At 46.3% G+C, this 13,206-nt stretch carries 13 protein-coding genes; 1 reads left to right on the plus strand and 12 read right to left on the minus strand.

Annotated features, from left to right (window positions below; genetic code table 11):
• Window positions 1–93: 93 nt before the first annotated feature.
• The gene (hydF, locus tag AC37HE_RS02760; protein ID WP_500781250.1) at window positions 94–1,329 is read right to left on the minus strand and encodes a [FeFe] hydrogenase H-cluster maturation GTPase HydF; all 1,236 of its coding nucleotides are present in this window, start codon (window positions 1,327–1,329) and stop codon (window positions 94–96) included.
• 59 nt (window positions 1,330–1,388) lie between these two features.
• Window positions 1,389–1,739 carry a Rieske (2Fe-2S) protein gene (locus AC37HE_RS02765; RefSeq protein WP_500781251.1) on the minus strand — a complete coding sequence of 117 codons (351 nt, stop codon included), beginning with the start codon at window positions 1,737–1,739 and terminating at the stop codon, window positions 1,389–1,391.
• A 516-nt stretch (window positions 1,740–2,255) separates the two neighbouring features.
• On the opposite strand from AC37HE_RS02765, the gene AC37HE_RS02770 reads away from it, so the two are divergent.
• Window positions 2,256–3,035, plus strand: a complete 780-nt coding sequence (locus AC37HE_RS02770) for a Mut7-C RNAse domain-containing protein (RefSeq protein WP_500781252.1) — start codon at window positions 2,256–2,258, stop codon at window positions 3,033–3,035.
• Window positions 3,036–3,115: 80 nt separating this feature from the next.
• Here the strand turns inward: AC37HE_RS02770 and AC37HE_RS02775 are convergent, their stop codons facing one another.
• From AC37HE_RS02775 to sigZ, 10 genes are all read right to left on the minus strand, one after another.
• Window positions 3,116–3,484, minus strand: a complete 369-nt coding sequence (locus AC37HE_RS02775; RefSeq protein ID WP_500781253.1) for an endonuclease domain-containing protein — start codon at window positions 3,482–3,484, stop codon at window positions 3,116–3,118.
• Between the two features lie 190 nt (window positions 3,485–3,674).
• Window positions 3,675–4,406, minus strand: a complete 732-nt coding sequence (locus AC37HE_RS02780; RefSeq protein WP_500781254.1) for a DUF6261 family protein — start codon at window positions 4,404–4,406, stop codon at window positions 3,675–3,677.
• Window positions 4,407–5,213: 807 nt separating this feature from the next.
• Window positions 5,214–5,753: a nicotinamidase gene (locus tag AC37HE_RS02785; protein ID WP_500781255.1), complete on the minus strand. Its 540-nt coding sequence runs from the start codon at window positions 5,751–5,753 to the stop codon at window positions 5,214–5,216.
• 3 nt (window positions 5,754–5,756) lie between these two features.
• Entirely contained in the window at window positions 5,757–7,196 is a 1,440-nt protein-coding gene (locus tag AC37HE_RS02790) for a nicotinate phosphoribosyltransferase (RefSeq protein ID WP_500781256.1), read from the minus strand.
• A gap of 142 nt (window positions 7,197–7,338) precedes the next feature.
• The gene (locus AC37HE_RS02795) at window positions 7,339–7,587 is read right to left on the minus strand and encodes a hypothetical protein (protein WP_500781257.1); all 249 of its coding nucleotides are present in this window, start codon (window positions 7,585–7,587) and stop codon (window positions 7,339–7,341) included.
• 105 nt (window positions 7,588–7,692) lie between these two features.
• Entirely contained in the window at window positions 7,693–9,099 is a 1,407-nt protein-coding gene (locus tag AC37HE_RS02800; RefSeq protein WP_500781258.1) for an aspartate ammonia-lyase, read from the minus strand.
• Between the two features lie 93 nt (window positions 9,100–9,192).
• Window positions 9,193–10,584 carry a [FeFe] hydrogenase H-cluster radical SAM maturase HydG gene (gene hydG, locus AC37HE_RS02805; RefSeq protein ID WP_500781259.1) on the minus strand — a complete coding sequence of 464 codons (1,392 nt, stop codon included), beginning with the start codon at window positions 10,582–10,584 and terminating at the stop codon, window positions 9,193–9,195.
• Between the two features lie 10 nt (window positions 10,585–10,594).
• Window positions 10,595–10,849, minus strand: a complete 255-nt coding sequence (locus AC37HE_RS02810) for a TM1266 family iron-only hydrogenase system putative regulator (protein ID WP_500781260.1) — start codon at window positions 10,847–10,849, stop codon at window positions 10,595–10,597.
• Window positions 10,850–11,179: 330 nt separating this feature from the next.
• Window positions 11,180–12,442 (minus strand): arsenic resistance N-acetyltransferase ArsN2, encoded by a 1,263-nt coding sequence (gene arsN2 / locus AC37HE_RS02815; RefSeq protein ID WP_500781261.1) that lies wholly within the window; start codon window positions 12,440–12,442, stop codon window positions 11,180–11,182.
• 11 nt (window positions 12,443–12,453) lie between these two features.
• On the minus strand, window positions 12,454–13,062 hold the full coding sequence (gene sigZ / locus AC37HE_RS02820) for an RNA polymerase sigma factor SigZ (protein WP_500781262.1): 609 nt from the start codon (window positions 13,060–13,062) through the stop codon (window positions 12,454–12,456).
• Window positions 13,063–13,206 lie beyond the last annotated feature (144 nt).

Consider the following 13,206-nt stretch of genomic DNA (forward strand, 5'->3'; position numbering starts at 1 on the left):
AGTAGGTAGTAACCCGCAACTTGAAACTCGAAACTCGAAACTTTAACGATTGCACTTTCCTACTTTTACATTTCTTATTGAATGTTCGATATGCTACATTTTATTTTTTCTAGCTTCCTGATACACTTCCAATGCTCCGGGGAATGGTTGCAGTGCGCGCTCAAAAATTCCCAGCGAATAAGCAATTGTCAGTCCGTAGTTGGTGATCGGGATATTCAGCTGGCGGGCTTTCATAATGCGTGATAACATCTCGCGGCGGTTCCACATGCAGGCACCACAATGAATAATTAGTTTATAGTCGGCAATGTTATCCGGAAAGTCGCGGCCACGAGCATTATCAATTTCCAGCTTGCCGCCAACGTATTGGGTCAGCCAACGGGGAATTTTCACCGTGCCGATATCTTCGCCAATAGGGTGGTGCGAGCAGGCCTCAGCAATCAACACCTTGTCGCCGGTCTGTAGCTTGTCGATGGCCATAGCCCCGCGAACCATCTCTGCCAAATCGCCCTGATGACGGGCAAACAAAATGGAGAAGCTGGTCAGTGGAATTTCTGGTGGCGTGTCGGCAGCAACTTTCAGGAATGCCTGGCTGTCGGTAACCACCAGCTTTGGTGGTGTGTTCAGGCGTTTGAGCCCCTCGCGAAGCTCTCGTTCTTTCACCACCATGCAAAATGAATCGCCATCCAACAGGTCGCGGATACTTTGTACCTGTGGTAAGATCAGTCGTCCTTTGGGCGCTTCTTTGTCGATGGGAACAACCAGCATCGCCATTTCCCCGGGACCCACCAAGTCGTTGACAATGGCCGGGCGGTTGATGAAGTCGTCCGGGGCCGATTTCAGAATCGCTTCCCTCAGTTCGCTGATTCCTGCTCCAGTCGCAGCCGACGTTTCAATTGTTTTCAGCTTTTCACCGGCCAGGCTGTTCTGCATACACGAGCGCGTGGGGTAGAGGTCAGTCTTATTGAAGACCAGCAGCACAGGAACTTCCCGTTCGCGGAACTGCTCAATCAGCCTTTCTTCGAAACTGCCCCACACTTCGGCATTCGATACCACAATGGCCAGATCGGTGCGGTCGATTACCGCCATGGTTTTGCGGATGCGTTGTTCTCCCAGTGCCCCTTCATCGTCCACCCCTGCGGTGTCGATAAACAAAACCGGGCCAAGCGGTAAAAGCTCCATTGGTTTTTCAACCGGGTCGGTGGTTGTTCCGGCAATGTCGGAAACAATGGATACTTCCTGGTTGGTTAAGGCATTCAGCAAGGATGATTTACCAACATTACGCTGACCAAACAGGCCAATATGCAAACGAAAGGACTTGGGTGACTTCATCTAAAAAATTTTGGACGAAATTACAAAGGATTTTGCAGCTATTCAATTTCGCGGACGAATTAGGGAAACTGAATGATAATCGTTTCATCTTCGATGAGTAAGGGATAAGTTTCGAGAGGACCAAAGGGAAGATTGTCCACATCGATTTGTTCCAGCAGGTCTTCATCAATTTTGTCGATTCGTATAGCGCCGGTTTTCAAGTCGAAGCAAGTGCCATGGTTCGAACAGGTTAATGTTCCGTCTTCAACCCGCCCGCTAATTAGCCTGGTTTGTGCATGAGGGCATATGTTACCTACTGCAAAGTATTCACCATCGGTATGAATCAGCAGTATTTCCTGACCATCAATTTCAAATACCTTTTTACTCGTCTTTTCGAGTTCCTTTACCGTACACAGTTTGATTTCGTTCATGTTTATCCAATTTTCAATCGTCCAGTAAATCTAATAACCTGAGTTTAATTTTAAAACGATTCACAACTTTAACTCTTTTTGATCAGAAACTTTCACGGTTTTTCGAAGTACTATCGGGATAATTCAAGAAAATTGGGGAAGTTTAGGACAAAAAGAGCAAAGCACCGGGAGGGAAAGTCTTTCTCACGCCATTATGACTTTCTGTGAATATATTTTAGAATCGAACTCAGGATTCACCGGGTGACTTCAAGACACCCGGTGAATAGAACATCTGCAACCCATGGCAACTATTTGTCCGGTGAGCTCGTGTGGTTAGCCACAAATTTTCCTGCTGGCAAGGAGTTCCATCTCTAAAAGCAATTGACCCGGTGACTGCCAATTACCCGGTCAATATGCCATTATTCACTTTTTTATACCGGTTAGTTTTAAAAATGTCGCATTCCTACTTTACCTTAGTCAGGCTATTACTTCATGAGGAAATTGTCGTAAATTTAATGTTGATATAACTGCACCGGCGTGAATAAATCTACAACAAATCATGAAGCAGTTCAGCGTACATCCATTTTTAGGTTTTACGAAGAGTTGAATGAGTTTTTACCTGTCCATCAACGTAAAATATCGTTTGAATATACCTATACAGGTACGCCATCAGTGAAAAATACCATCGAAGCTATCGGTGTGCCACATACCGAAGTGGACTTGATCCTGGTTGACGGTGTCTCTGTGGATTTTGCGACTTTGCTGGAAGGAGGAGAGCAGGTTTCGGTGTACCCGGTTTTTGAGTCACTGGATATTTCACCTGTCGTTCGCTTACGCCCGAACCCTTTGCGGGAATTGCGCTTTGTAGTCGATGTTAACCTTGGGAAACTAGCACTAAAATTACGCTTGCTGGGATTTGACACCCTATTCCGAAACGACCTGAAAGATGATGAGATTGTACAGATCTCGGTTAGCGATAACCGCATTATTTTAACACGCGATAAAGGCATCCTGAAACATACCGCCGTAACTCACGGTTACTGGGTACGCAACAGCGATCCTCAGAAACAGCTTAGCGAAGTTGTCGGGCGATTGCAATTGCAAAACAGTTTCCGACCATTTTCCCGCTGTTCTATCTGTAATGGAAGTTTAACTGCAATTGACAAGAATGAGGTTAGGGGCAGGGTGCCTGAGGATACTTTTAAGATGTGCAGCGAGTTTTGGCAATGCAAAGGCTGCGGACAGATCTACTGGGAAGGTACGCATTTCAGTAAGATTCTTAACTGGATTGAAGGAATGAAGGGGTATGGGGTATGATGCTGATTTTATCCTGTTCTTTAGGATAAAACTGTTTTTGAGTGTGTCGAAATGGGAGGTATATTTGCTCATGTGTTGTGCTAAAGTGTCTCAACATAGCGCATCAAGCGGTAAAGAACTTCGTGCATATGATTTAGTTCGTCATTTTTGAATCGAATAATATGGTAGCCCAGATTTCGAAGAATATCTTCCCGTTGTTGATCTTCTTCTTTGTGCTTTTCGTGAACTTTTCCGTCAACTTCAATGATGAGTTTTTTCTCGTGGCAATAGAAATCGACAATGAAATAATCTGCTTTCGACTTGTTGTGCTGATAGGGAATTAGGTATTGCCGGAGAAAACGAAGTCCGAAGAATCGCCGTTTTCGCAACTTCTCCCATAACCGTTTTTCAGATGGGGTTAGGGACCGCCGAAGTTTTCGGGCTCGGTGTATTGGTGATTCTTCGCTCATCGTGGTAATTAATTTGGATTAATCGCAGATGGACCCACCCAGGCCCTCCCTTGCAAGGGAGGGCCTGGGTGGGTCCATTTAAGGTTGTATGTGCGTTTAATTCTGTTATTCACCGGGTGACTTCAAGTCGCCCGGTGAATAGGGCTCTGCTTAAATGGGTGGGTACTTCAATATAATTCATCGAACAGGGCTATTCTCCCGCCTCAGCTTCTGTTTCCCCGGTTTTAGGAAGGGCCGCATATTTCTTCCGCAGGGCATCCATCTTGTTAAAGAGCGTGGTGATTGCTTCGGTTGGTGTATAGTTCGCAGCCTGTTCAATGGAGGTGCAAAAAGCTTCGTAGGCAGCTACTGTTTCGGGCTTCAAGTCGGATGCTGATGGACCTTTTTTGCTGGCTTCCGAGCTGTTTCGCTGGTTGTACAGGGTTTCGAAGGTGTTATTCAGCGTGCGAAGTTCGGTAAACAGTTCGGCAATGCCCAGTGCGGTTGCTGCAGCCTGCAAGTCGGCATCAGCTTCGTAGGTGGTGAGCGTTTTATCCAGAATTTCGGTTTCGGTGTTCAGGGCTTCGTTCTCGAAATTCCAGGTTGGATCGAGGAATAACAACAGTTTCTTGCCCGGAACGCTTTTGTCGGCGTTACGCGATTCGCTGGCTGTGCGGATCTCGCGTTTTAATTCACGCCCGCAGGCATCCCGTTCGTTGTCGGCTTCGATAATTTGGGGTGTCAGGCCTTCTTTTTGCGATCGGTTCATTCGGGCACCCATCGCTGTGTTGGCTGTTTCTAACTCGGTGTAGGTTGCCTGGGGTATACCACCAATCTCGGCAATTGCGGACTTGGCATAGCTTAATGTAGTTGCCGAAATGGAAAACAGGTTGTTTAGACTGAGGTTGTTTACGTGCAGAATGCTAATTTTTAAAGTGTTCATGACTTCAGTTTTTATTGTTTTAGAATTGGGTGAAACAGCTTTTAGCTGCTTTGTCCCGGTTAGTTTCTCGAGCAAAAAGCTTGGCAGGTTCCTGCATCAGGGTGCCGTTGATTTTTCTACCAATGGTAGAAATGCCAAACCGATTGCCGGGGCGTTTCTACGAACGGTAGAATATTCCCGGCACTTCTGGTGGTGATTCTACGAACGGTAGACGGTCAAAGCGATCGCCGGGAAGGATCTACAAACGGTAGAAGTTCCACCGCACTTACCGCGACCTTTCTACGAACGGTAGAAGCTTGGCGGCACCTCTGGTGGACCATCTGCCAATGGTAGAAAATTGACGGTTTCTCCGTTGACCCCAAACAATTGGGAACTACAAGCTTTTGTTTTGCGTTTTTTGCAATTTCAACCTGAAACAGAATCTCCTCAAGTCAATTAAAGGAAGGAGTAATTAGCGGCTAACCGACCTGTGTCGGGCTTTTGTAAATTCAAATCGGATAGGTGGCAAATTTGTCCTGTTTGCTCTGTTTCAATACGCTGTAACTAATTTATCAAAAAAGGAGGAGTTTAGAACTATGAAATTCAAACAACTTCATGAACGAGCCGTTTGGGATGATGAAATGACATGTTGGCTATACGAAGCGACTTTTTGTGTCTGAATAAGGGGCTAAATATTGGGGTGCGTTTTGGTTTGAAGGACAGGCCAGGAGGAGAAAAAACGTCGAATGGTGGCTTGATGCTCTGAAGGGACGTAATTTTATCAATGGAAATTTAATCGTCCGAAATGCCTGTTGATTGTTTTGTTTTTTAGATTTCAGAGGAAAGAATAAGATGAATCCCTTCAGCTGTCATTTGCTGAATGGCTTGTTGACCATCGCCCGGATGTTGTTCTACGGCTTTAATGGCGTCTTCAACAACATAGGTTTGAAAACCCGCTTTTCGGGCATCGCTCGCAGAGGCTTTGATGCAGTATTCGGTTGTTAGTCCGCAAATGTAAAGGCTGTCAACCTCATGGTTAACTAGGTACTCGTTCAGCTTGAGGTTGGTTGCTTCAAAAGCTGAATAACCATCGTCGCTATTACCGGTTCCTTTCAGAAAAACCTGGTCTATTTTCGTGGACTGAAGGTCTGGATGAAAGGCTGCCCCGGGCGTTTCGCGTACGCAATGAATCGGCCATTTTTCAAAGTGTACCGATGCTTCAGGATGCCAGTCTTTGGATGCTGTAACCAGCTCGAAACGGTCCATTAAGGTATTAATTACCGGCACTATTTTGTCACCGTCGGGGGCGGCCAGTGCTCCGCCCGGACAAAAGTCATTCTGCAAATCCACAATTAACAGCGCTTTCATAATTTATTGTTTTTTGAATTGATATTTCAACCTTCGCTCCTGCATCGTTTTGGTCTGAAGATGTATAATGTCAGCTTCAATGGCCACCGGGTAATCGGGCGATTTTTGGAGGTGCTTATAATGATCGGGCAACTGAGCCAGTCGTTTTTCCGAGAACTGCAGGATGGATTCCAGCGTCTTCCGTTCGTTCACCGGGACACCATGAATCCAGAAAGGGAAATGTATTTTTTCGAAATCAGCATTGCTGTAGTCAATCCGTTCTTTACCGAGGGGGGCTTTGTAAAAATCCCGGTTTCCGGCCGGTATATAATCCTCGAAACAAGTTCCGTCGCCCATAAATTGCTTGTTTTCATCCAGAAAACGATAAATTGTTTTTACCCCGGGTAGTGAGGTTTTGGCTGGATTTTCTGAAAACTTCATACGGGGTTTGTGACCGGCATAGGCTAGTTTGTACACGCCATCCAGGGCGGGGTCGTCTTGCCCGGTAACCAGCGAGGTTCCTACGCCGAAGGCATCTATCGGAGCGTTTTGCCGGTTCAGCTTATGAATGACATGTTCGTCCAGTTGGTTCGAAGCCACAATCTTCACAAAATTCAGGTCATTTTCGTCCAACATTTGCCGCGCTTTTTTGCTCAGCATCTCTAAATCTCCACTGTCCAGGCGCACACCAAACAGCTGTTGGCCTTTTTCCTGCATCTCCTTTGCTACGGTAATCGCATTTGGCAGTCCGGAGTTGAGGGTATCATAAGTGTCAATCAGAAGAATGCAATTTTCAGGGAATAAGCGGGCGTAGTCGCGGAAGGCAGTAAGCTCGTCATCGTACGACTGGATCCAGGAATGGGCGATAGTGCCGGTGGCAGGAATCCCATAACGACTGGCCGAAAATACGTTCGAGGTTTTTTCTACTCCTCCAATGTAAGCGGCTCGTGTAGCCTGCAAGCCCCCCAATCCCTGTGCCCGTCTCAAACCAAAATCAATTACCGGCCGGTCTCCGGCCTGCATTTTTATGCGTCGTGCTTTGGTGGCAATCAGCGATTCAAAATTCAGGACGTTTAGCAGTAAGGTTTCGATCAGCTGCAGTTCAATCAGCTTTCCCTCCACGCGCACCAGGGGCTCGTTCGGGAAGACAATTTCACCCTCTCTGACAGCATGGATCGACAAAGACAGGGACAAGTTGCCTAGGTATTCGAGAAAGCTGTCATTAAAACCGTAATCTTTCAGAAACCGGATATCATCTTTCCCGAACTTAAAGAGGGTTAGTAAGCCGGAGAGATCATCGAGGCCCGCAAAAACAGTAAATCCACTGTGGAAAGAATTCCTGCGGAAAAAATAATCGAAGCAGGCATATTCGTTTTGGCGGCCCTGAAGGAAATAGCCTTGGGCCATGGTCAGTTCGTAGAAGTCGGTAAATAGCCCGGTGTTGATGTTGGTAATCTTCATCATCCCTTTTTTCTAAGAAACGGATTATAAACGGTATAGTTTGAAAGGGGGCTGTTTCTTTTTTTATTGTCAGGCATCTGGCTCAATGTAAAATCAATAAAAAAAGCCGGGAATCCCGGCTTCTTTATATTGGTATGAGGAAATCTTATTCCTTCTCTGCTTTTTCTGCCTTTTCAGCTTTTTTGTCGCAAGCTTTTTTGTCTTTGTCGCAACATGCTTTTTTCTCAGAGCAGCAAGCTTCTTTTTTCTCACTGCAGCAAGCTTTATCTTTCTTGTCTTTTTTGTCTTTCGATGTTTGCTCTGTTTTAGGCTTTTCGTCTTGTGTGTTAACGGGGATCGCGAAAGTTACAGCAGATGCAAAAACAATCGCCATCATTAATACCAGCTTTTTCATTTTATTCAATTTTAGGATTTATAACTGACCCAAGTTATTAAGATTAGTTCTAAATTAAAATAGCATTAACAAATTTTTTGAGATTTTTTTGAGCGACTCCTGTTTCTAAAAGCCTAATTTATTGACTGCATCAGGACTAATGAGTTGCTCAAATGTTTGCTCCTCTAGTTCTTGTTCTTCCAGGATGATCTCGCGGATCGATAGCCCCTTTTGCTTTGTTTTTTGTAAAATAAGCGTGCATTTTTCGTAGCCTAATCGCGGAATAAGGGCGGTAATAATGGCTGTTGAGTTGAGCATGCGCTTACGACAGTTCCCGCGATTGGCCGTGATGCCTTGTACGCATTTTTTTCGCAAACTTACTGAAGCATCGGTTAGCAATTGGAGGCTGTAGAGCAGTGCATCGGCAATAGCCGGCATAAACTGGTTGAGCTCGAGGTTGCCGTTCATACAGACCTGGGTAAGCAGCTGGTCGTTGGCAACCACCTGCATGGCTGCCTGGGCAACGCTTTCGGGAATTACGGGGTTTATCTTGCCCGGCATGATGGATGAGCCGGCCTGAACAGCCGGAAGATTGATTTCACCCAGTCCACCATCGGGGCCGCTCGCGAGCAGACGTAAATCGTTCGACACCTTAAACAGGTTTGTAGCGCATGCTTTCAGTATCCCGGAAACTTCAACAAATACATCGGTGTTCTGGGTGCACTCCATCAGGTTTTCGGCGCGGGCCAGCGAGGTGTTTGTCAGTTCACGCAGTCGGTCGGTTACGCGGAAAATAAAATGGCGCGGTGCTCCCAGTCCGCTGCCGATAGCCGTGCCTCCCAGGTTAACCACGCGCAATCGTTCCTCGCATTTGTAGATGCGCCAGCGATCCCGGTTAAAGGCTTCAGCATAGGCGGCCATCTCGCGTCCAAGGGTTGTCAATACCGCATCTTGCAGTTGCGTACGGCCAATCTTTACCACATCTGCCATTTCTTTTTCCTTTTGCTGAAAAGCTTCCTGCAGCTCCAGTACAGCTTGTTCTAAGTTGCGAAGTTGCAAAATAGCAGCCAGCTTCAGGGCTGTGGGGTATGTATCATTGGTCGATTGGTGCAGGTTGATGTCGTCGAGGGGCGAAACGGCACTGTAATTGCCCGGCTCTTTACCCAGGAGTTGAAGTGCCCGGTTGGCAATCACTTCGTTCACATTCATATTGGTTGAAGTCCCCGCTCCGCCTTGCAGGGCATCCACCCTGATCCAGTCAGTCAGCCGGCCTTCTGTCAGCTCGCGACAAGCCCGCTCAATGGCATCGGCTTTCGTATCGTCATCGAAATAGCCCAGCTCCCTGTTGATTTGAAAACAAGCCAACTTTACCCATCCGTAAGCTTTCACAAGTTCTGCATTTACCGGTCGGCGGGCCATGTTAAAGTTTTGCATGGCCCGGGCCGTATGGATCCCGTAAAGGGCATCGGCCGGAATTTCCAGTTCGCCTAAAAAGTCGTGTTCGGTTCGGAAGGAAGCGTTGCCAGGTTTCATTGTTTCGAGTTTCAAGTTTCAGGGATGAGTCGTGAGTCTTGAGACCTGAGATTCATGACTTGTTTCTCGTTACTCAAGACTCACGACTTCTTCTTAGCAATATACATCAGATTGACCGTTTTTCACTTGGGCAACCAATTTTTCTGCGCGGCTTTTAGGTAGACCATCCATGCCGGCAATGGTTTTATCGATCAGCTCCATCCCTATTTTACGGGTTTCGGGTGTTGCATAATTGGTCAGATATTCCATGAAAGTCGACAAAGCATTCGGTCCGCAGTGTGCTTTAATGGCACCGGGTTTAGCCAGATCCATAAAATCCTGACCGGTACGTCCGAGGCGGTAACATCCGGTGCAGAATGATGGTACATAGCCCATTTGTGCAACATCGCGAATCACCTCGTCCATTGGTCGGTGGTCGCCCAGACTGAACTGACCGGAGATGTCATCTTCTTCCTCGTATCCTCCCGGGTTTGTGCGGCTTCCTGCCGAAATTTGCGACACGCCAAGTGCAAAGGTGTCGCGGCGCATTTCAGCACTTTCGCGGGTTGACATGATGATGCCGGTATACGGAACAGCACAACGAAGGATCGCAACGATGCGACGAAAATCGTCGTCAGAAACCGGGTAGGGAGGATCAATTGACATATCGGAGCCGGTAGCCGGTTCCATCCGCGGAACACTGATGGTGTGCGGTCCAACGCCGAAAGCCCGTTCCAGTTCTTTAATGTGTTGCATCATGGCCAACAGGTCGTAGCGGTAGTCGTACAAGCCCAGCAAAACACCGATGCCCACATCATCAATTCCGGCTTCCATAGCGCGATGCAGTGCACTTACCCTGAAATCGTAGTCCATTTTCTTCCCGCCAACGTGTACTTTTTTGTACTGGCCCCGGTGATAGGTTTCCTGGAAAATCTGGTAAGTACCGATCTTCTCGGCCTTCAATGCTTTGAATTCATCAACTGAAAGGGGAGCCACATTCACATTCACGCGTCGAATATCGGCATCGTTGTAGCGGGCTTCATAAACCGAGCGTACCGAGTCGAGCACATATTGGAACCCTTGTTTAGGATAGCTCTCGCCGGCAACCAGCAAGACGCGTTTGTGGCCTTGTTTTATCAGGGCCTGTGTTTCCCTTTTAATCTCTTCCTGATTTAAGGCACGGCGTACAATTCCCTTGTTTTTGGCACGAAAGGCACAATAAGTACATTCGTTGGCACAGAGGTTTGTAATGTATAAGGGGGCAAACATCACCAGGCGTTTGCCATAAATGGTGTCTTTAATGTGGTTGGCTGTGTCAAACAGTTCCTGCAATTGCTCCCGGTTGTTGATGCTGTTGAGTATGGCTACCTCTTCGAGCGAAAGACCTTTCATTTCGCGGGCTTTGGCCAAAACATCTTTGACCAGCGCTGGATCGGGGTTTTCGTACTTTTCGAGGATCGAACAGATTTCGTTGTCGTTGATGTAAGTATTTTGTGCTGATGTCATGATTAAAAAATTACTTTTTTGATAAGGCTGATTTGGCTTGAACGCCTGAAATAGATCCCAGTCGTCCGGTTAATTGTCCGAGTTCGTCGGTTGTGCAGTCTACCACCAGGGTGATGACTGAATTATCCCCCTTGATGTGAGGTATACCGGTTCGGGCAAGGATGATGTTGGCATGTTTTGAGAGAAGTTCGTTAACCAGCGGGGCAGATTGCTCGCGATCTTCAATAATAATTCCCACAAAACCCAATCGTTTTTCCGTATTCATGATTTTTGGTTTTTGCGGGAAGCAGGAAAGTATGAATCCCCCATGTTCGGCGAATTCATCATTAGTCAATAAAAATTAATCAACCTTGTTTTGCTTTCCCTTGAAGTCAGTCGCGTGACCTTCCCGCAGGTTGCGTGGCAAAAATACAATTCTTTGCATTGCAGTGGTTGTTTTTTGTTTTAAAATTGAAAGAATACCGAAAAATTTAAGTTTTGAAAATGAGACGAATAGGTCTTTAATTGTGCTCTTTTATCCTGGTTGTTGAGTGCCCAGGTAATTAGCTCTTCCAACACGAATATCAGTCCTGTATTTTTGTTTTTGAAACAGCTCTTAACTTGAGATTGTTGGCAGGTGCTTGTGTAAGCAGACTGCTGTTGAGGGGCAAATATTCGAGAACTCCTGGCTTTGTCTGATCTTTTCGGGACAGCTTTCTCTATCAAATGTTTGGTAGTCGTTTTTCCGGAAGAATTTTTCGGCGGTACTGGTCAGCAAATAAAGATCAGTTAGATGTAATTCCCGGGCTTTTACCTCGGTTGCATTTACGAATAAAGTACCTACCCCCTTGCTCCGGTAGGCCGGATGGATAGCAACGGAACGAAGAATGGCTTCCTTACCGTAAATCTCCAATCCGCTAATGGCAATCAAATTTTCACGGTGTAAAACTCCAAATAATCGAACGGTAGCTTCTTCGAGATCGGAAGTTGGCAGCTTGGATGCTTCCAGAAGTTCCATTGCAACGGCCCATTTGGATTTATCGATCTCCCGGAGGGGGGATAGTTCTGAAAACTCAAATTGAGCTGGTTTAATCGCCTCGATGGAAGCGGAGATGACAAGCTCGGAGAAGCTATTGTTGGGATCCCAATCTGCGATCAATTCCTTACTTCCGTTTTTCTCCCGAATTTCAATCTCTCGAAAACCGGCTTGATGAAGTATGGTTTTCAAGTCCTCAACAGAAGAGGCTCCGGAAACACAACCGGTGTACAACTCTGTGTCAGAAAGGATGGATTGCGGAAGCTCTCCCAAAGTGACGATATCGGAAATTGCCAGTCGTCCGCCGGGTTTCAATACCCGGAATGCCTCCCCAAAAACTTGTTCTTTTTCAGGCGAGAGGTTAATTACACAGTTCGAGATAATGACATCAATAGTTTGGTCGGCTACCGGAAGATGTTCAATTTCGCCCAATCGAAACTCCACCTGTGAAAGGTTTAGTTTTTGTTTGTTTTCGCGTGCTTTGCTGAGCATCTCGGGTGTCATGTCCACCCCGATTACAAGCCCTCTGTTACCCACCTGATTAGCAGCCAGAAAAGCATCGAATCCGGCTCCTGATCCCAGATCAAGAACCACTTCTCCTGCTTTTAAGCGGGCAATGGCATGGGGATTACCGCAGCCAAGCCCCAGGTTTGCTCCTTCGGGAATAGACTCCAGTTCTTCCTTTGTATAGCCCAGTTTTAGGGATTGAATATCGAAATCTGTGGGTTGTGCGCAGCAGCTGGAGAATGGCGTGCAGCAACTATTTTGCTCCGAAGCAAGTGCAACAGAACTGTATTTTTGGCGCACGGCCTCTCTTTTCTGATATTGATCTTTAGTGTCCATCCTGAATGCTTTTATTTGTTTTTCCGTTTTGTAGACGATGGTTTGCTTTTGTCGTCACAGTTGCAGTTTTCTTTTTTTTGCCTGCGTTCGTAGTCGATGATGGTGCCATAGGCGTCGACATGAAAAGTACAGCAATCTAATAAATTTTTTTTCAGCGTATGACGTCCGCGTTGAACCCGTGCTCTTGCATTTGTATAACTGATTTGGAGTTGGTCGGCTATAGCTGCAATTGACTTTCCTTCCAATTCGTATAAAACAACTGCTTCCCGGTAATTTTCCGGCAAATTCATAATGTAGGAGCCAATCCAGTTTTCAGCCTCCTCCATCCGGTTAATCTCTTGTTCCGGTTCATCTTCGTCATCCCATTTGGGATCAGAGTGACGGGCCTGTTTCCGAAAGTAGTCGATAATGACGTTACGAGTCAGCTGAAACATCCAGCTCTGGAGCTTTTCCTGGTCTTTCAGTTGCCCGATTTTATCCCGGATTTTCAGAAAAACATCATGTAGTAAATCTTCCGCGACTTCCTTTTGTTTTACCTGTTTGCGGATAAAGGCCAGTAGTTTGTCGTGATGTTCCTGCCAAATTTGACTGATATCTGCATGCATTTCGGTTGTATTCATTTTCAATAAAGATAATAAGGAAAAAAATAATTTTGCTCGTTTATTAATGGACGGTCTAAGACATTTTCGGACACAGTTTCTGTTAAATTTTTGGGTTGGTGGAATTGGAAGAAAAGTGATGGTGCGGAAATGATTATCTTCGCA

The sequence above is a fragment of the Mangrovibacterium sp. genome (assembly GCF_059905295.1).